Origin of the sequence: Brasilonema sennae CENA114 (genome assembly GCF_006968745.1) — a bacterium.
In the GTDB taxonomy this organism is placed as follows: Bacteria; Cyanobacteriota; Cyanobacteriia; order Cyanobacteriales; family Nostocaceae; genus Brasilonema; species Brasilonema sennae.
In genome coordinates this window covers 1,568,667-1,588,385 of sequence record NZ_CP030118.1, presented here as the reverse complement: position 1 = coordinate 1,588,385, position 19,719 = coordinate 1,568,667, and the positions used below count along the sequence as shown (strand labels likewise).

The window sequence follows — 19,719 nt, the reverse complement described above, 5'->3', positions numbered from 1 at the left end:
ATTAATATAGATTGCTTGGTATACACAAATAAATTGATTTACCCTATATCCTTACGATGAAGTAGGTTGAAAGCCCCTACTTTTGGTTGGGAGGTGTTTGATGCATGGGATAATAGAAATTACCACGCCATTGTTACCACCGGATATGAATTTGTTAATGATGGCAAGTCACACATCCTTGCCTTCTTTCCCCTGTTTGCCTTAATCATTCGAGTTTTGATGAACTTGGGCTTGCCGTTTGAAGTGCCAGGAACATGACTCAACAATCTGGCTTTTTTGGCGGCGCTTTACTTTTTATACTTTTGGGTTAAGAAACAAGCCGGTGAAAGTGCAGCGCGGTGGCCAACAGCTGTCATTGCTTGGTGTCCATTATCGCTATTTGCAGGAGTCATTTACACTGAAGGGCTATACTTACTGTTAAGTACAGCAGCTTTGGCAGCTTTTGATAAACAACAGTATGGCTGGACTGCCTTTTGGGGTGCGATCGCAACAGCAACGCGTCCGACGGGATGGCATTGATCCCGGCGTTTGCCTTGGCAGCTTGGAAACAACACAAACCTTTTAAGTCTTTCTTTTGTGGATACTAGCAGGCGATCCATTGATTAACATAGTTGCTGTTTTCGGTAGTGCCTACTTATTATGGCAATTACGCGCTCAATTGACTCCAGTCACTGTTATCTATGGCTTCTGCGGTATAGGTTTGTTACTAGCATCTGGTGGTACCATCTCTTTAAGTCGTCTGGTCTACGGTATTGTGTCTCCAAGTGTCGCTCTCGGTGTATTATTATCTCGCTACCCTCGCTGGGGTTACCTAACGCTGTTGTTTTTTACTATCCTACTTGCAAGCTTTGCTGTTCGATTTGCCCAAAAACTTTGGGTAGGGTAAATGGAAAGTAGAGTCATGAAGAAAAAACTGATTTCGCCTAGTCTTATAAATTGGATGATTGGCGTGAGTGCCTTGATTTTATTTGGGTGTAGCACCTTAAGACATGAGCTTTTTCAATCAAATGCTTATGACTTAGGAATTTTTGACCAGGCAGTTTACTTAATTAGCCAAGGCCAATCACCTATTTCTTCTTTCCTTGGTTTCCACATTCTTGGTGATCATGCCGCTTTAATTTTTTATGTTTTAGCGTTATTTTACAAAATATACCCTAGTGTTTACTGGTTATTTGCAGTACAAGCAGTAGCCTTGGCTAATGGTGCTTTGCCTACATGGCATTTAGCGCGTCATGCTGGTCTTAGCTTAGGGCAAGCCATAGCAGTTGCTACAGTGTATTTACTGTATCCATTAGTGTTCAATATTAATCTGTTTGATTTTCACCCAGAAGTGATAGCTGTGCCAGCATTGTTATGGGCGGTTTTAGCGGCTAGACTGGAACGCACTGCCTGGTTTTGTTTATGTATCTTCCTGACGCTGGCATGTAAAGCTGTATTATCTATAACAGTCGCAGCAATGGGAGTCTGGCTATTGGTGTTTGAAAAGAAGCGACGATGCGGTGCGATCGCTCTTGTAAGCGGTATATGCTGGTTTGTAATCGCAACCAAAGTTGTCATCCCCTTTTTTGGTACCGAAGCGGCGTCAGTCGAACGTCACATTTCTCGGTATGCCTATTTGGGAAACTCTTTTCCAGATATTGCTAAAAATTTACTACTCAATCCAGGACTTGTGTTGGGACAGATTTTTTCATTAGATAACCTAGAATATCTGCTGTTTTTAGTAGCACCTGTGATTTGGGGACTTTCTGTGCAAGGAATGCAGCCTTTGATTGCTGCGGTTCCGACTTTGGGGATCAATCTTCTGAGTCAGTTCTCAACGCAAAAAAACTTGATCAACCAGTATTCTCTTCCAGCAGTTCCATTTCTTGTGTTAGCTGTTATTTCTAGCCTTGCGATAGGTCAGGGATGGTTACGCAACAAACGAAAAATTGTAATGTGGTCAATAGTTGCATTTTTAGCTTTAGCCAAATACGGCTACTTTTGGTCTATTTACTTAAATTCACTGGACACTTGGCAAGCCACACGACAAGCAGTTACTTTAGTTCAAACAAAAGGATCTGTTTTGACAACTGCTCAAATTGCCCCGCACTTAACACATAGACCAGTAGTCAAGTTAACAAGCGCCAAGTCACCACCTGCTAATTTGGCAGAGTTTGACTATATACTATTGAATCTAAGTCATCCTGGCTGGCTAAGTGATCGAGAGTTTGCGACTAACTTGGTAGAGTCTCTCAAAAAAACTCAGTTATTTGAGCTGCGCTACCACCAGGACGGCGTGCATTTGTTTGTAAAAGAAGTTTTCCGCAATGGCGTTTAACTAAGGTAAGTACAGGTGATTTCACCCTTACTGACATTATCTTTGAGTTAACTGCGGTATTTGTGGTAACCTTAGCTCTATCTAAACTTAGCTTCATAGAATTTTCTCAAAGATTTTTTCAGACAACTCAGGTTAGTTAAGTATATCTGATAACATCGTATTAACATAATAATATGCTTTAATAAGTACACATTTTTGATTGTTAAACATAATTGAGTTGTATCGGTTTTGATATTTTCCGTACTTTTACTGAAAACATAAATTTGAAAGTCGAATAACAATGAAGTAACAATCCAAACGATTTCGTGACTGTAGATTCACTACTAAAATGACTGAACTATTAGGAAGAACTGATAAATTATCTAGCCCAAACATCAGTATTTCCATAGCTGTACTGAGATAAATTATGATTCTCAGCAAACTCTGCGTTAAGAGAAAATATATATTTGACAATAAGAAACTTTATTTTGTTTCGGGCGTCTAGTATTTTTCATCGGGCTAATGATTGATAACAGAGAATATACTAAAAAAAGTAACATTTTTTTCTGTCTTCAATAAGCTTTAGCAGTAGAATATACAGTATTCTCTATGTAACTGATACTTCAAAATAGACAACGCAAAACATTATTTATGCCAAAGAATCATCATACTTATAATTATTACTAGATATGTTAGTTTAAAGCGAGATCATCCTGGTTTCCTCTAAAGCTGTATCATTTATCAGCATAATCTTTATATTTCTGTTAATCTATATTTAAAAATTTTGGATTATCAGAAAACACCTACGTATCTCTGATTGAGATAAAATGTGCTGTCGCACACTCTTAAACACATAACTCATGATTCCACCCCAAGGAGCTTTGACGTGGAAACTAACAAATCGTATGTTTGGTCACATGGAGTACTAATTGCCGTAGTTTGTTTTTGCGCCAGTTTAAGTGTTGGGTTGGTAATGCCTGTCAATTCTAACACTTCCAATGCTCAGAAAAAACAAGCCACGAACGTGAAAGATACAGGAGCAAAAGTAGAAACTCAACAGCGCATGGAAACATTCAAGGCGGGAATGCTAACAAGTTGGCAGGAAGAGGCAAAAACAAAGGGATTTTCCTATGATGTACCATCGCGCTTTAAAGGTGCAGTTGTTGAGAATGCAAAACTGAAGAAAGGGGAAAAAGTTATTGCACTTACCTTCGATGATGGTCCTTGGGCTGGCTCTACTCCAGAGGTACTGGATATTCTGAAAAAAAACAATATAAAGGCTACATTTTTCGTTGTTGGACAGATGCTGAAGACTTATCCAGAGCTAGGGAAACGGATTGTAGCAGAAGGTCACGTTATTGGCAATCATACTTGGCATCATTGGTATCACTATTTTAACCCACAAGCAGCTGCCTATGAAATTGAAAGCACAACAGACTTAATCTATCAAGTCACAGGTGCGAGAACCACTTTGTTTAGACCACCTGGCGGAATTATGCATAATGGGGTGGCTGCGTATGCTAAAAACAAAAATTACACTCTGGTTATGTGGTCTGCTGACTCCGTAGACTACAGTCGTCCTGCTGTACCAAAATTAATTAGGAATGTTATGAAAGAATCTAAACCAGGTGGAATTGTATTGATGCATGATGGTGGTGGGAATCGCTCCAGAACTCTAGAAGCATTACCAGAAATTATTAACAACTTTAGAAAGCAGGGCTATCGCTTTGTCACTATACCAGAACTGTTAGAAATGGAAGACCAAGAACTTCACTTGGCAGCAGCACAAAAGAATAATACTAAATAATTATTAGTCACTACTAACCACTAATAATAAGAAAGTTACTAGAAAGATAAAACTCGTTAGAAAACAACGTGTTCTTTGAATTTGGGTTCGGGTGAAAGTCCGTCCGCAAAAGCGTATCAGATACTCAAGGACAATTAAACTCGCCAGTGGTGAGTTGTATTGCTAGTTGATTGCAACTAACTTATCGGGTTATCTGATCGAGTTTGAACTGTTCAAGCGAGAACCAGATTTTGGCGTAGACGCCTGCGGCTTCAGGGATCGCGCCTGCGCGTCTTACTACGTAAAGTCGCTCACCACCACCCCAAATCGGAGATTCGGGGTAGCTTGTTTTTAAATCATAGGCTTAGCAGTATGGCGATAGCTAGCCCCTAAGGGGGCGCTGCGCAAACGCTGCTGCGCGGAGCGCAGATCGCCCACACTCCGGGGCACAAGCGCATGAATTCAAACTGCTAACTCGATTTTAAATTCATTATCCTTTGGCTGACATTACAAAAATGTAATCCAGAAAACAGGCGGGCTGTTATTTTGAGGGGGTGTTGCACACACAAACCCAAAAAAGTTTCTGTGTGCAAGTGGTGGAGTTAGACCTTCAATCACTGTGAAGGCGGGTTAACTAAACTGAACTAAGCTGTTTTTCCTCCACAGCTTGAGGATTAGCCTGTGGACTATCCGCTTCAGAAGGCGGAACTAATTGCCAGAACTTAGGCAAGAACTCCTGCCAATTTTCTATAATCATCCTCGCTTTTTGTGAATCAGTACGTTCAGCATGAGCTTTGATTAACTCTTTGAGTTGCTTTTCACCAACAGAGGTAATCACTCGTTGAAGTTTAACTATGTCTCGGTTGACTAACTCAGCAAACAAACCATCTTCATCCAAGAAGTACGCTAATCCCCCAGTCATCCCGGCTGCGACATTACGTCCCACCTTCCCGAGAACGACAACCACACCACCAGTCATGTACTCACAGCAGTGATCCCCAGCCCCCTCAATCACAGCTGTTCCATTGGAGTTACGGACAGCAAAACGTTCTCCAGCTAAACCTCTGGCAAATAAGACACCACCCGTTGCCCCATAGAGGCAAGTATTGCCAATAATCACATTTTGTGCTGGGTTATAAGTAGCATTTGCTGGGGGTTTGATGATGATCTCACCACCGTTCATTCCCTTACCAACGTAGTCGTTTGCCTCTCCTTCAAGAGTGAGAGTCATACCAGGAAGATTGAAAGCAGCAAAACTTTGCCCAACACTACCTTTAAAATTCAGGTGAATTTGTCCTTCAAAACCATTATCACCATACTTAGAAGCAATGAACCCTGCTAAGCGTGTACCAACAGTTCTGTCGGTATTAACCACCGTCAGTGTTTTGCTGACACAAGAGTGGTTAGAGATCGCAGCTTGAATGTCTGGATCAGCAAGCAATTGGTCATCCAAAACCACGCCGTTGCTGTGGACTTGCTCATGTACTAGCCAAGTGCGATTTTCTCTGGCGTTTGGTAATTGAAGTAAGCAGTCTAAATTCAGCGCAGTTGTCTTATTTATATGTACGTCTTCTCGAGCCTTCAACAAGTCAGCACGTCCAGTCAGTTCTGACAACGAACGGTAGCCAAGTTTTGCTAGGAGGCTACGGACTTCTTCAGCAATAAAGTAGAAGAAGTTGACAACGTGTTCTGGCATTCCGGTAAACCGCTTGCGCAGTTCTTCTTTTTGGGTGGCAACGCCCACAGGGCAAGTGTTCAAGTGACAAATCCGTGCCATAACGCAGCCTTCAGCAATCATGGCGATCGAACCAAAGCCAAATTCTTCTGCGCCCATCAATGCGCCCATAAGTACGTCCCAGCCACTCTTCAAGCCACCATCGACGCGCAAAATCACTCTGTCACGCAAGCTATTTTCCATCAGCACACGATGGACTTCAGTCAAGCCGAGTTCCCACGGAGAACCAGCGTGTTTAATTGAACTTAGTGGCGATGCTCCTGTACCGCCGTCGTGACCAGAGATTTGAATGATATCAGCGTTTGCCTTCGCCACACCAGCAGCGATGGTACCAATACCAATTTCTGCAACTAACTTCACTGATACTTGAGCTTTCGGGTTAATTTGGTGCAAGTCAAAAATCAGCTGCGCTAAGTCTTCGATGGAATAGATGTCGTGGTGCGGTGGTGGTGAAATCAGCGTCACTCCAGGCTTAGAACGCCGTAACATCGCAATGTAGGGGCTGACTTTTGGTCCTGGGAGCTGTCCACCTTCTCCTGGTTTTGCACCTTGGGCGATTTTGATTTCAATTTGTTTGGCGCTCATCAGGTACTCTGGCGTCACACCAAAGCGTCCTGACGCGACTTGCTTAATCGCACTTGTTGCCGTGTCACCGTTGTGCAATCCTTTTAAGTGCGGTAAGGTTGGCGAGTGACCTGTTTGGTCTACGTCATCCAGAACTTTGTAACGCACTGGATCTTCCCCACCTTCCCCAGAGTTAGATTTACCACCAAGGCGATTCATGGCGATCGCCAAAGTTTCATGGGCTTCCCGTGACAATGCTCCCAACGACATCCCACCAGTACAGAAGCGCTTGACAATATCACTGAGCGACTCGACTTCTTCAATGGAAATGGGTGAGCGATCGCTTTGGAAATCCAGCAAGTCACGCAACGCCGTTAGTGGTCTGTTTTGCAGGTACTTCTTATAAACTTCGTAATGGTCGTATTTCTTGCCATCAACAGCTTTGTGCAGTGCTTTTGCCAATTCTGGGCTGTTCATATGGTACTCACCGTTAGGACGGTATTTGACAAACCCCAGATTCTCTAGCTTTTTAGTTGTCAGTTCAGGGAAAGCTTTGCTGTGGAACGCCAGCACTTCTTGAGCGAGTTCACCAACGCTAATTCCACCGATGCGGGAAGTTGTCCCATTGAATCCCAACTCTAATAAATCCTGCCCAATGCCGATTGCTTCAAAAATTTGCGCTGCTTGATAGCTAGAGAGCAAGGAAATCCCCATTTTGGAGAGAATCTTGAGCAAACCAGCTTCTACTGCTTTGCGATAGTTGGCGATCGCCTGCTCTAAACTAATGTCAGTGATTTTACCCCCTTTCATAAACTGTTGGGTTTTCGGGTCAAACCACCAATCACGCACAGTCTCCAAAGCCATATACGGACAAACAGCACCTGCGCCGTAGCCAATCAGACATCCAAAGTGATGTGTACTCCAGCACTGTGCTGTCTCGATGACCAGGGATGTTTTCATCCGCAGTCCTTCACGGATCAGGTGATGGTGTACTGCACCCACCGCAAGTAGAGGCGGAATATAGGTGTATTCAGTATCAATGCCATTACTTATCCTGTCGCTGAGGATGACTATTTTAGCTCCTGCCCGCACCGATTCTGCGGCTTGTGCTTGCAAAGATTGCACTGCTGCTTTTAGTCCTTCTGGACCTGCAGCTATTTCAAAAATGGTAGATAATTCTGCTGTCGCAAATCCCGAAAGCTTAATAGCCTCCAATTCTGGCTCAAGCAGCACTGGTGAATCCAGCTTGATTCTGCGCGCATATTCTGGTTTTGGCTGTAGTATGTTACCTCGCTCACCCAGTTCTACTTTCAACGACATAACCAAGCTTTCTCTGAGGGGATCAATCGCAGGGTTTGTCACCTGAGCAAAGCGCTGTTTGAAATAGTCATAAAGCAAGTGGGGTTTTTCAGACAGTACTGCTAAGGGAATATCGTCCCCCATACAGAAAGTTGGCTCTTTACCTTCCATCGCCATTGGCTGAATCACCAATTCCACATCTTCTGTGGTGTAACCGAAGGCAATTTGGTGTCGCAGCAAGGCAAGTCTTTCGATTTTGTTTGTGGAATGTCCGTTACCATTGACGCCATTACCATTAACTGCTGAGGACTTACCATTGACTAAAGATTTGAGTTCTTGGCGGTATTGGCGTATCCATTCGCCGTATGGTTTGCTTTTGGCAATGCGCGCCTTGATCTCCCAATTCTTCAGCACCTCTTGAGTTTCTAAATCCACAGCAATCATTTGCCCAGGACCAAGTCTACCTTTTTCCAGGATGTTGGCTTCATCTATATTCACGACTCCTGCTTCAGAAGCCACGACTATGTAGTCATCCTTAGTAATGCAGTAACGAGCTGGTCTTAAGCCATTACGATCCAGTGTTGCGCCAACTTTGCGCCCATCGCTAAACACCAACAATGCTGGTCCATCCCATGCTTCTTGGAGACCACTGTAGTATTCGTAGAAATCAATAATCTCTGGGTAATCACGCAACTGTGGCTGATTCTGATAAGCCTCTGGAACCATAATCATCAAGGCTTCCAATGGGCTACGTTCTGAACGTACCAGCAACTCGAACACGTTGTCTAAAGTAGCTGAGTCGCTATTGTCTATGTAGACAAATGGCTTGAGTTGGTTGATGCGCTCGCTCCACACTGGATGATCCAAACTCGCTTCTCGTGCCATCATCCAGTTGATGTTACCTAAGAGAGTATTAATTTCGCCGTTATGTCCCAAAAGCCGCATCGGTTGAGCTAATGGCCATTTGGGCATGGTATTGGTACTAAAGCGGCGGTGATAGACAGCAAAAGCGCTTGTGTATGACGGATTTTTTAAATCGTGATAAAAGTCTCCCAATACTGCTGAACGCACCATGCCTTTGTAAACAATTGTGCGGCTAGACAAGGAACAGATATAAAAGTCTTCTGACCAGTTGCTGTTGATAGTATTGCGAATAACTTGACCAATTCGCCGACGGGTGATGTAGAGTTGACGTTCCAGTTCATCACCGCTTTTGTCTTGGGAGGCGAAGAAAATCTGTTCAATTTGAGGTTGATTTTCTCTTGCTTGTACCCCTAGTAATTTTGGTTGCACTGGGACTACTCGCCAGCCCAGTACAGTTAATTTTTCCGACTCTGCGATTTCCTCAACAACTGCACGCGCTGTTTGCGCTGCTTGTGGATCTTGCGGTAAAAATATCATCCCCACAGCAGTATTTTCAGTAGAGGGAAGTTGTATCCCGTGTACTGCCAAATCTTGCTGGAACAACGTCCAAGGAATCGCGGTCAATATTCCCGCGCCATCACCAGAGTCTTGATCTGCACTACAACCGCCTCGGTGTTCCAAGCAAGTCAAAGCAGCCAACGCTTTTTCTAGTATTTCGTGATTGGCATAGTTTTGGCGATGGGCAATAAAACCCACACCACAAGCATCTCGCTCTTCTACGAGCCATCTTTGTCCTTGATAGTTACACCCTTCGCCTCCGCTCAGGGTAAACCCTGAGGAAGTATTTAACGATGTCATTTCTTGATTCATCCGTTTTTTATTCATAGACTGTCCCTGAGGCATTGGTTACGAGTTTTACAACTTCATTTGTGGGAAAATTTTTGCTAAATCAGAATGAAGAGATATGGAGAAAAACAAAATGACTGAAAATTAGGGAAAAAAAATTTTAACTTCGGGTTGAAATTTGCTGAACCCGTGTTAAAATTATATCGTTATTTTTTTGTAGATACTGAGTGTAAGAGACGACTTTTGCCCCTGCAGTTTTTTGTTCTATAGTTCTATTCCTCAAATTTTTCAGATTTAAGGGCGAAGGCTAGTTTCCAGGTCTAGCCTTGTGTCGCTTGCCTGAAACACATATCAACATATGTCTTCACGACTTTTAAATCTACAATTATAGTTTCTTCGGTAACAAAATCAGCGTATTACACTATAGACTCATTTGACAATTCTATCGTTGCTAATTTTCGGTCTCCTTTTGTTTTTTAAAATTTTGAGGTTTTTATTGTCAATTGTGTTGCTAGCAGCATGACAACAGAGGCATTGCGACTTTAAGCGCTCCCTTTGAAAATGCCATCACTTTAGTTTTGCCAACCAAAGCAGCTGTCATATATCACGAGCACTCATGTCACTTAGCGCTTGTCCTAATTAATAGCTGTACTAAAACAAAATTTTTGATTGTTTTCAAGAGATAAAAAGCCCATATATACAATATCACATCCCGTTCGAGAGCAAAACTCATGTCATTCTTTTTTTTATTTTGACAACTGAAGTATTTAGCTTCTTTGTTAAAAGTGGGTGACGAGTACGAGGTAGTGGGTATATTAAGTTCTACAAAACTTTCCCGATACTCAAAAGCAACACCGTTACAAGGCACATGATTGTAACGAGAGCGAAAGCTATACCCTGAATTTAATACTTTAAGGAATTGTTTTCACCAAGTAAATTCCGAATTATGGGAGAAAGACCAACTTTAAAATGCCAACAACATTGCAGTGCTATTGTCAATAACAGCAATGGCAGGTATGTCATGGTTTTCGTGTCACCAATACTTGTGACACTACTGTGCTTCATAGCTACAGGTATGAATGCAAAAGCGCAGTTCTTGTTAAAAACTGACAAGGGGACAGACAAACACAGGGACATAGAGACTTCTCCTCGTTTCCTCGTCTCTCAACAGCAGTATGCTCAAAAAAAGCAACTTCAACAGGGGGGTACTTCCTCTGTGAGTTCTTTTGAGCAACCATTACCTCCACCTCCTGCTTTAAGCGGGGTAATTTCCTATGGTAACGAAATTTCTCTGAATGGTCGCATTTTTTCTGGAGCCTGGTTGCAGCAGCGCGAAAAAACAGGCTCGTTGAGTATTCGTCTGAGTGACGCAGCAGTTCGGCAATTATTCGGGGTAGATTTCTTAGATAGCAGCAATCCAAACAAGCAACCAATACAGTGGTTTTCATCTGATACGAAACCACTAGTGTTAAGTAGTGTATTAACCAGTGGATATCGATATTTAGACATTACGAATTTCGCAAAAACTGCCCAATGGCAGATGCAAGTCGTCAATAAGACGTTAGTAGTTACAACACCAAGCGCGAAAGTCACAAATATTTCTCAGGATAAGCAACAGTGGCGGGATCGCATTATCGTAGCTTTAGATCGCCCAACTCTTTGGCAAATCACACAAGGGCTACCAATCAAAAAACCTCAACTTCAAATAGAGGAAGAAGGAAACTCTTCTACACAACTTTCTTCATCACCTCCACGTTCTACCTCGCCACCAAATAGAGAGTGGATCATTACCCTTGATGGAGTAGCCAATCCAATGTTGGCACAACGTTACACTCCTTCAAATACAGTAGGGCAAGTAGGACAAGACAAATTAGTAACTCCCTCATCTCCAGCATTAATACAACAGGTAGAGGTAGTCAACAATCAAACGATAATCCATCTGGGGGTTCCCTTAGGTTTAACTCCTCGGATCCGCACTGTAGCTAACCCCAATCGTCTGATTATTGAAATTCGACCTGATGCGATGGTGGAAAAAAATATTACATGGGCACCAGGGTTGAATTGGCGACAGCGGTTTGTCAACTTAGGTAAAGAACGCTTTCCTGTTGTGTGGTTAGAAATTAATCCCCGTACCTCCGGAATAAAATTGAAACCTATCTCGACAACTCCTAACAGCTTGATAGGCACAGCTCCTTTGATTCAAACTGCACAACAATACTCAGCAGTCGCAGCAATTAACGGCGGTTATTTTAACCGTAATAATCAATTACCTCTGGGTGCAATTCGTCGGGATGGTGTGTGGTTATCAAGTCCAATTCTTAACCGAGGAGCGATCGCCTGGAATGATTCTGGACAATTTTACATTGGTCGTCTCAACTTAGTAGAAACTTTAGTCAGTAACAACAATGTCCAGTTGCCGATTTTGACTCTCAATAGTGGCTATGTTCAAAGCGGTATTGCCCGTTATAGCAGTGCATGGGGAGCAACCTACACTTCTCTCACTGACAATGAAATCATTATTGTTGTCCAGAAAAACCAGGTTATCAATCAGCTAACAGGAGGTAAAGCTGGTGAAATTGCCGTCCAAATACCACAAGATGGCTATTTATTAACATTACGCGGTAATACTACGAGCAATGCAGCTACTTTACCCGTTGGCTCGTCTATAAGAATAACGAGTTCCACTGGTCCTACAGCTTTTGGCAGTTACTCCCACATTGTAGGAGCAGGACCACTGCTACTGCAAAATCGTCAAATTGTCCTTGATGGCAAGAGCGAAAAATTTAGCAACGCCTTTATTAATCAAAAGGCTATTCGCAGTGGTATATGTACAACAACCACAGGAAATCTGATTATTGCGGCTGTACACAATCGTGTTGATGGTGGGGGACCTACCCTAGCAGAACATGCCCAACTCATGCAGCTTTTAGGCTGTGTTGATGCTCTTAATTTGGATGGTGGAAGTTCTACTAGTCTTTACTTGGGAGGACAATTGCTTGATCGTTCCCCTAATACTGTTGCTCGCGTTCACAACGGTATTGGTATATTCTTATCGCCGCCTGGAGTCCAGAGGAAGTAATGAATGCATTGGGGGATTTCCTTATTCCCTGTTCCCTCTTCTAACTTTAAAGTTGAGAATAAGTTGCCACGTGACTTGATGAAGACTTGGTGTAGACACACTAGTTTCAGAGGTGATCGATAACACTCCCCCACCTGATGCGTGTTATCTTTGCCAGAGGTGGCGTGGATTGCTCATCTCCACCAAGGCAACGTCACGCCCTGTCTTTTTCAATGATTCAAGAGTACTGAAAGTCTGTTGTGTCATAACATGAGGTAAATATGGCTCAAATTCAAGAAGCAACACAAACTAACACATTGCCCCTTCCGCCATCTGTCACGCCAAGAGGTGTCGCTGCAACTGAGCTTCGTCCTTGGGGTTCATTTACCGTCTTAGAAGAAGGCCGTGGATACAAAATAAAGCGTATTGAAGTTAAGCCTGGACACCGCCTCAGCTTGCAAATGCACCACCACCGTAGCGAACATTGGATTGTCGTTTGTGGTACAGCCAAGGTTGTCTGTGGTGATAATGAAGTTTTCCTCAGCAATAATCAGTCAACCTATGTACCCCAGTGTACAGCCCATCGATTAGAGAATCCTGGTGTGATTCCTTTGGTGTTAATTGAAGTTCAAAATGGGGAATATTTAGGAGAAGATGACATTGTCCGTTACCAGGATGACTATGCTCGGGCTGAACAAAAAAATCAACAATAGCCCTATCAAAGCACGAATTTAAAATCTGCTTGTTAGTCAGTTTCGGCTGAAATAAGCAGCAAGCGAAAGTTAGACAAAATATGCTATTTTGAAAAAACTCGGTTTCTTTAAGAAACCGAGTTTCTCATTAATAGGTTTTTAAATTGCTTTGCCGCTTATATGATCCAATTGAGTCCATCTGCCGCCAATGAAATCAGGCGATTAAAATCAAAACAACAGCCAAATGTCTTGTTTCGTTTGGCTGTTAAACCTGGAGGTTGCTCTGGATGGTACTATGATATGTCCTTTGATGAAGCGCTCAAAGCAGGCGATAAGCCAGAATCCAGCGCTTCTTCGGGTGATGCTGCTTTGGTGTTTCCCCAAAAGGACGAAAGCATTTTTGAGTGTTATGATATTGCGATTGTCATAGATGCCAAAAGCTTAAAACACGTCAACCAGTTGACTATAGACTATTCAGAGGATTTGATGGGTGGTGGCTTTCGCTTCTACAACTCCAGATCTCATGCAACTTGTGAATGTGGTAACTCTTTTTCTACAACTCAATAACTAATTGCCAAACAAGTTTGACACAAAAGCACAAAAAAAGATATAATTAGGATTTGTAAAAACTTAGACTATAGGCAGCTTCTCGCGCTGTAACTCATGCCAACCATACAGCAGCTCATACGTAACGAACGCGAACAAGCGCGTCAGAAAACCAAGTCCCCAGCTCTAAAACAGTGCCCTCAACGTCGGGGCGTTTGTACTAGAGTATATACGACCACACCGAAAAAGCCAAACTCAGCTCTACGTAAAGTCGCAAGGGTAAGGTTAACCTCTGGATTTGAAGTCACAGCTTACATTCCAGGCATTGGTCATAACTTACAAGAACACTCTGTTGTGATGATTCGCGGCGGTCGCGTTAAGGACTTACCAGGCGTGAGATACCACATTGTCCGTGGAACTTTAGATACAGCCGGAGTCAAAGACCGCAAGCAAGGTCGTTCCAAGTATGGAACTAAGCGCGCTAAAGCTACTAAATAGAATAGCTATGAGTCATCAATAGATCAGACACCAAAAGCCACTTTGTCCAACTTGGATAATTTCCTGAATGTGCAAGTGCTTTGGAGCGTAGTTTTCCCTACGTCCTGATAAGTCTAGAAATTGCCCGTAGCATCCCGTAAGCCTACGCTCAGGGCATAGCAATTGGCTTTGCTTAGTAAAACCAAGTACTATGTTCTGCTCAGTGATTCCGGACTCACGATACAGAGCTTTTTGACACAAATTTGAGTGAAATTTCGTTCTGCAAGAACAAGTCTTGCTCTTAAAAAGGAGTTTGTGTTTGCGCCAAACTTGGCCCAGAGTCGGGATAAAAGCGCGATACAATTTTCTGGTAACACCCATCGGTCGGTCAGGCAGACGAGGCGTGAAACTGGTACACAAAGTCTAGCAGGACTGTAAACGGTATCTGCCGATGTAAAGCTCAAAGTACGCGCTACTCCATACTCTCTGTCTTAAGGCCGTTGGTGGACGTTAAATCAAAAGACCTGCTAAATCGATCTGGGGGTGACGGGTAAAAATGCTAGTTTTGCTCGTCGAGTTTTCAGAGGATAAAGCAGGAAACTCCAGGAGATAACTCTTGGAATGGTTAACTAAACCTTCGGCACGTCTTTGACGAACAGCCTTCAAGCTCTTGAAAAAAGATGTAAAAAATAACACTCAGAAAAATCGTGTATTGCTTGTGGGAGTTGAATAAGTAGCGTCAGTCACAGTATATAATTTTGTCGCTTCCTGTTGTTAAGGACAGCATTTTTTGTCAGTCAGTGTAACTGAAATTGCAGTTACACATCACAAGAAAATTGAACGACGGGATTTAGCGTTGAAAAATGCCGGTGTTCGATAACATATAGCATGTAGTTTCCCGATTCAGAACTAAAGGTTTAAGTATGTCTCGTCGTGGTGTTATTAAAAAGCGTCCGGTTCCACCGGACTCTGTATACAACAGTCGCCTCATCAGCATGATAACAAGGCGAATAATGCGTCATGGCAAAAAATCTCTAGCCTCACGCATTGTTTATGCTGCTATGAAAACAATACAGGAACGGACTGGTGGCGATCCGTTGGAAACCTTTGAAAAAGCTGTGCGTAATGCGACGCCTTTAGTAGAAGTCAAAGCTCGTCGCGTTGGTGGAGCAACCTACCAAGTCCCAATGGAAGTGCGTGCGGAACGGGGTACAAGCTTAGCACTACGTTGGTTAGTACAGTTTTCAAGGGCAAGACCAGGTCGCACAATGGCAAGCAAACTGGCAAATGAATTAATGGATGCTGCAAACGAAAGCGGGAATGCGATTCGCAAACGTGAAGAAACGCATCGGATGGCAGAAGCAAACAAAGCCTTTGCTCATTATCGCTACTAATGCAAAGACGCGCTTTGGCGCGTCTCACATCGGGTGATATATCGTGACTGTAGCGTAATAAGAATGTATATTTACTTAGGAAAAGACGGTTTTCCGTAAGAGTATAATATCTTAACAAAGTGTAATATACAAGATATCATGAGGCGAAAACTATAGGAGGCAGCTGTGGCACGTACGAACCCGCTAGAGAAAGTACGCAATATAGGTATTGCGGCGCATATAGATGCGGGCAAAACAACGACAACAGAGAGAATATTATTTTACTCTGGGATAATTCATAAAATAGGTGAGGTTCATGAAGGAACCGCAGTAACCGACTGGATGGAACAAGAGCGAGAGCGGGGAATTACCATCACTGCTGCTGCTATTAGTACCACTTGGAAAAATCATCAAATAAACATTATTGATACTCCAGGACACGTAGACTTCACGATTGAAGTGGAACGTTCCATGCGGGTACTGGATGGTGTGATCACAGTTTTATGTTCTGTTGGTGGTGTGCAGCCTCAAACAGAAACCGTGTGGCGTCAGGCAGATCGCTATAAAGTGCCTCGCATTGTTTTTATCAACAAGATGGATCGCACCGGCGCAAACTTTTACAGGGTTTACGAGCAAGTGCGCGATCGCCTGCGGGCAAATGCGATTCCTATTCAGTTGCCTATTGGCAGTGAAATCGACTTCAAGGGTATTGTTGACCTGGTGCGGATGCGTGCATATATTTACAACAACGACCAGGGAACCGATATTCAGGAAACAGACATCCCTGAAGATATGGTGGATCTGGTTGAAGAGTACCGCGCCAAACTGATTGAAGCGGCAGCGGAAACTAGTGATGACTTGATGACCAAGTACTTCGAAGGTGAGGAACTGACCGAAGACGAAATCCATACTGCTCTGCGTGAAGGCACGGTGAAAGGTAAGATTGTGCCACTGCTTTGCGGCTCGGCATTCAAAAACAAAGGCGTACAGCTGCTGTTGGATGCAGTAGTAGATTACCTACCAGCACCAATCGATGTACCACCAATTCAAGGTACACTGCCAAATGGTGAAGCCGTCGAGCGCCATGCCGACGACAGTGAACCACTATCAGCTCTTGCCTTCAAGATTATGGCTGACCCCTACGGTCGCCTAACCTTCGTTCGCGTCTATTCTGGTGTTCTCAAGAAAGGCAGCTATGTCCTCAATGCTACTAAGAACAAGAAAGAACGGATTTCTCGCTTAGTAGTTTTGAGAGCAGATGACAGAATGGATGTAGATGAACTGCGCTCAGGCGATTTAGGAGCCGCGTTGGGATTGAAAGACACCTTGACAGGTGACACACTTTCTGATGATGGATCACCAGTGATTCTGGAATCCCTGTTCATTCCTGAGCCTGTGATCTCGGTGGCGGTTGAACCCAAAACCAAAAACGACATGGACAAACTGTCCAAGGCTCTACAATCTCTCTCAGAAGAAGACCCCACTTTCCGCGTCAACGTCGATCCGGAAACCAACCAAACCGTGATTGCAGGGATGGGAGAGCTACACCTGGAAATTCTGGTAGACCGGATGTTACGTGAATTCAAAGTGGAAGCAAACGTTGGTGCGCCACAAGTTGCTTACCGCGAAACAATTCGCAAGCATGTTAACAGAATTGAAGGTAAGTTCATCCGCCAAAGCGGTGGTAAAGGTCAGTACGGTCACGTTGTGATTGACTTGGAGCCAGGACAACCAGGAACCGGCTTTGAATTCGTCTCCAAAATTGTTGGTGGTACTGTACCTAAAGAGTACATTGGACCAGCAGAACAGGGAATGAAAGAAAGCTGCGAATCGGGTGTTCTTGCTGGATATCCACTGATTGATGTCAAAGCAACGCTGGTTGATGGATCGTACCACGATGTAGACTCTTCAGAAATGGCTTTCAAAATCGCTGGCTCAATGGCGATGAAAGAAGCTGTGATGAAAGCAGCACCCGTCCTGTTAGAGCCTATGATGAAAGTTGAGGTAGAAGTTCCCGAAAACTTCCTTGGGGATGTGATGGGCGACCTCAATTCGCGTCGTGGGCAAATTGAGGGGATGGGATCTGAGCAGGGTCTTGCCAAAGTAACTGCTAAAGTTCCATTGGCAGAAATGTTTGGCTACGCCACTGATATCAGATCAAAGACCCAAGGTCGGGGCATCTTTTCAATGGAGTTTAGCAACTATGAAGAAGTGCCTCGCAACGTGGCTGAGGCAATCATAGCTAAAAGCAAAGGGAACGGTTAGTTAGTAAAGGAAATTACCATTAATGGCACGCGCAAAGTTTGAAAGGAATAAACCCCACGTTAACATCGGTACGATTGGACACGTTGACCACGGTAAAACTACGTTAACGGCAGCCATCACCATGACCTTGGCAGCTATGGGTCAAGCTGTGGCTAAAGGCTACGACCAAATCGATAATGCACCAGAAGAAAAAGCACGGGGTATTACCATCAATACCGCTCACGTGGAGTATGAAACCGAGAAGCGGCACTATGCTCACGTGGACTGCCCCGGACATGCTGACTATGTGAAAAACATGATCACAGGTGCGGCTCAGATGGATGGAGCGATCCTCGTAGTAGCTGCTACCGATGGCCCTATGCCCCAAACCCGCGAACACATCCTGCTGGCAAAACAGGTTGGCGTTCCTAGTCTGGTCGTCTTCTTGAATAAAGAAGACTTGATGGATGACGAAGAACTCCTGGAACTAGTAGAACTAGAACTTCGAGAATTGCTATCTGACTACGATTTCCCTGGTGACGACATTCCTATTATCAAAGGCTCTGGTCTACAGGCGTTGGAAGCAATGACTGCTAACGCCAAGACACAGAAAGGTACCAATGATTGGGTAGATAAAATCTACGAACTGATGGATGCTGTAGATGCTTATATCCCCACTCCTGAGCGCGATGTAGATAAGCCCTTCTTGATGGCAGTAGAAGACGTGTTCTCGATCACAGGTCGTGGTACTGTAGCTACCGGACGTATTGAGCGGGGTAAAGTCAAAATCGGCGACAACGTAGAGTTAGTGGGTATTAGAAATACTCGCAGCACCACCGTAACCGGTATCGAGATGTTCAAGAAGAGTCTTGAAGAAGGTATGGCTGGTGATAATGCCGGAATACTGTTGCGCGGTATACAAAAAGCTGATATAGAACGGGGCATGGTTATTGCTAAGCCTGGTTCAATCACCCCTCACACACAATTTGAAGGTGAAGTGTACGTCTTAACAGAAAAAGAAGGCGGTCGCAAGACTCCATTTTTCCCAGGCTACCGCCCTCAGTTTTATGTGCGGACAACCGATGTGACTGGCACAATCAAACAGTTCACTGCTGACGATGGCAGTGCTGCCGAAATGGTGATGCCCGGAGACCGTATTAAGGTGAGTGTAGAACTTATCAACGCGATCGCTATTGAGCAAGGAATGCGCTTTGCAATTCGTGAAGGTGGTCGTACCATCGGTGCTGGTGTTGTTTCCAAAATCGTCAAGTAAGACCTTTGCACCTTAACTAAAAAAGGAGCAGAGATGGTATAATAGCCACTCTGCTCTTTTCGTGTCCATGAACGCGTTACAACAATCGCATACTCCAGACGCACTCCTTCAAGGGGTATTGGAAAGCTTGTTTACTAATCGTTCGTCTCTAGTCCTAATACCAAAATCACAACTCATCAGAACCTGGAAAATTTAAGATGGCAACTCTACAGCAGCAAAAGATTAGAATTCGTTTACAGGCTTTTGACCGCCGCTTGCTGGACACATCTTGCGAGAAGATTGTAGACACAGCAAACCGGACCAATGCGACAGCTATAGGACCAATTCCTTTACCTACAAAACGCCGAATCTACTGTGTGTTGCGATCGCCCCACGTAGATAAAGACTCACGAGAACATTTTGAAACCCGTACTCATCGTCGGATTATCGATATCTACCAACCTTCTTCTAAAACCATTGATGCCTTGATGAAACTAGATTTACCATCGGGTGTAGACATCGAAGTTAAGCTCTAATGTCAATTGATTATTTGCTAGTGCTTAGTTTACTTTGTAAAAACTAACAACCCTTCGGATATGCCCAGTGGGAACGCACTAGCTTACTAATAGCTAACAAAAGTGTTTTTGTATCAATCATAACAAAGCCCTGAACAATTATATTTCAGGG

Annotated in this window: 11 protein-coding genes and 1 pseudogene; 11 read left to right on the top strand and 1 reads right to left on the bottom strand. The window is 43.7% G+C overall.

What is annotated here, in order from left to right; genetic code table 11:
- Positions 1-75: 75 nt before the first annotated feature.
- The 3 genes and pseudogenes from DP114_RS06785 to DP114_RS06775 all read left to right on the top strand — a co-directional run.
- Positions 76-886, top strand: a pseudogene (locus DP114_RS06785) (hypothetical protein); the annotation flags it as partial.
- A 15-nt stretch (positions 887-901) separates the two neighbouring features.
- Positions 902-2,317: a DUF2079 domain-containing protein gene (locus DP114_RS06780; protein ID WP_169263509.1), complete on the top strand. Its 1,416-nt coding sequence runs from the start codon at positions 902-904 to the stop codon at positions 2,315-2,317.
- An 865-nt stretch (positions 2,318-3,182) separates the two neighbouring features.
- Complete coding sequence (locus DP114_RS06775; RefSeq protein ID WP_171975750.1) at positions 3,183-4,103, top strand: polysaccharide deacetylase family protein; 921 nt, start codon at positions 3,183-3,185, stop codon at positions 4,101-4,103.
- 613 nt (positions 4,104-4,716) lie between these two features.
- Here DP114_RS06775 and gltB read toward each other — a convergent pair.
- The gene (gene gltB, locus DP114_RS06770; RefSeq protein WP_171975749.1) at positions 4,717-9,429 is read right to left on the bottom strand and encodes a glutamate synthase large subunit; all 4,713 of its coding nucleotides are present in this window, start codon (positions 9,427-9,429) and stop codon (positions 4,717-4,719) included.
- Positions 9,430-10,336: 907 nt separating this feature from the next.
- On the opposite strand from gltB, the gene DP114_RS06765 reads away from it, so the two are divergent.
- The 8 genes from DP114_RS06765 to rpsJ all read left to right on the top strand — a co-directional run bounded on the left by DP114_RS06765 (position 10,337) and on the right by rpsJ (position 19,568).
- Positions 10,337-12,469: a phosphodiester glycosidase family protein gene (locus DP114_RS06765; RefSeq protein WP_171975748.1), complete on the top strand. Its 2,133-nt coding sequence runs from the start codon at positions 10,337-10,339 to the stop codon at positions 12,467-12,469.
- A gap of 260 nt (positions 12,470-12,729) precedes the next feature.
- On the top strand, positions 12,730-13,161 hold the full coding sequence (locus DP114_RS06760; RefSeq protein ID WP_171975747.1) for a phosphomannose isomerase type II C-terminal cupin domain: 432 nt from the start codon (positions 12,730-12,732) through the stop codon (positions 13,159-13,161).
- Positions 13,162-13,320: 159 nt separating this feature from the next.
- On the top strand, positions 13,321-13,707 hold the full coding sequence (locus DP114_RS06755; RefSeq protein WP_169263505.1) for a HesB/IscA family protein: 387 nt from the start codon (positions 13,321-13,323) through the stop codon (positions 13,705-13,707).
- 96 nt (positions 13,708-13,803) lie between these two features.
- Positions 13,804-14,184, top strand: coding sequence for a 30S ribosomal protein S12 (gene rpsL, locus DP114_RS06750; RefSeq protein ID WP_169263504.1), 381 nt, complete (start codon positions 13,804-13,806; stop codon positions 14,182-14,184).
- A gap of 902 nt (positions 14,185-15,086) precedes the next feature.
- Complete coding sequence (rpsG, locus tag DP114_RS06745; protein WP_169263503.1) at positions 15,087-15,557, top strand: 30S ribosomal protein S7; 471 nt, start codon at positions 15,087-15,089, stop codon at positions 15,555-15,557.
- Positions 15,558-15,722: 165 nt separating this feature from the next.
- Positions 15,723-17,801, top strand: coding sequence for an elongation factor G (fusA, locus tag DP114_RS06740; protein WP_169263502.1), 2,079 nt, complete (start codon positions 15,723-15,725; stop codon positions 17,799-17,801).
- Between the two features lie 22 nt (positions 17,802-17,823).
- Complete coding sequence (gene tuf, locus DP114_RS06735) at positions 17,824-19,053, top strand: elongation factor Tu (RefSeq protein ID WP_169263501.1); 1,230 nt, start codon at positions 17,824-17,826, stop codon at positions 19,051-19,053.
- A gap of 197 nt (positions 19,054-19,250) precedes the next feature.
- Entirely contained in the window at positions 19,251-19,568 is a 318-nt protein-coding gene (rpsJ, locus tag DP114_RS06730) for a 30S ribosomal protein S10 (RefSeq protein ID WP_008232935.1), read from the top strand.
- Positions 19,569-19,719: the final 151 nt, after the last annotated feature.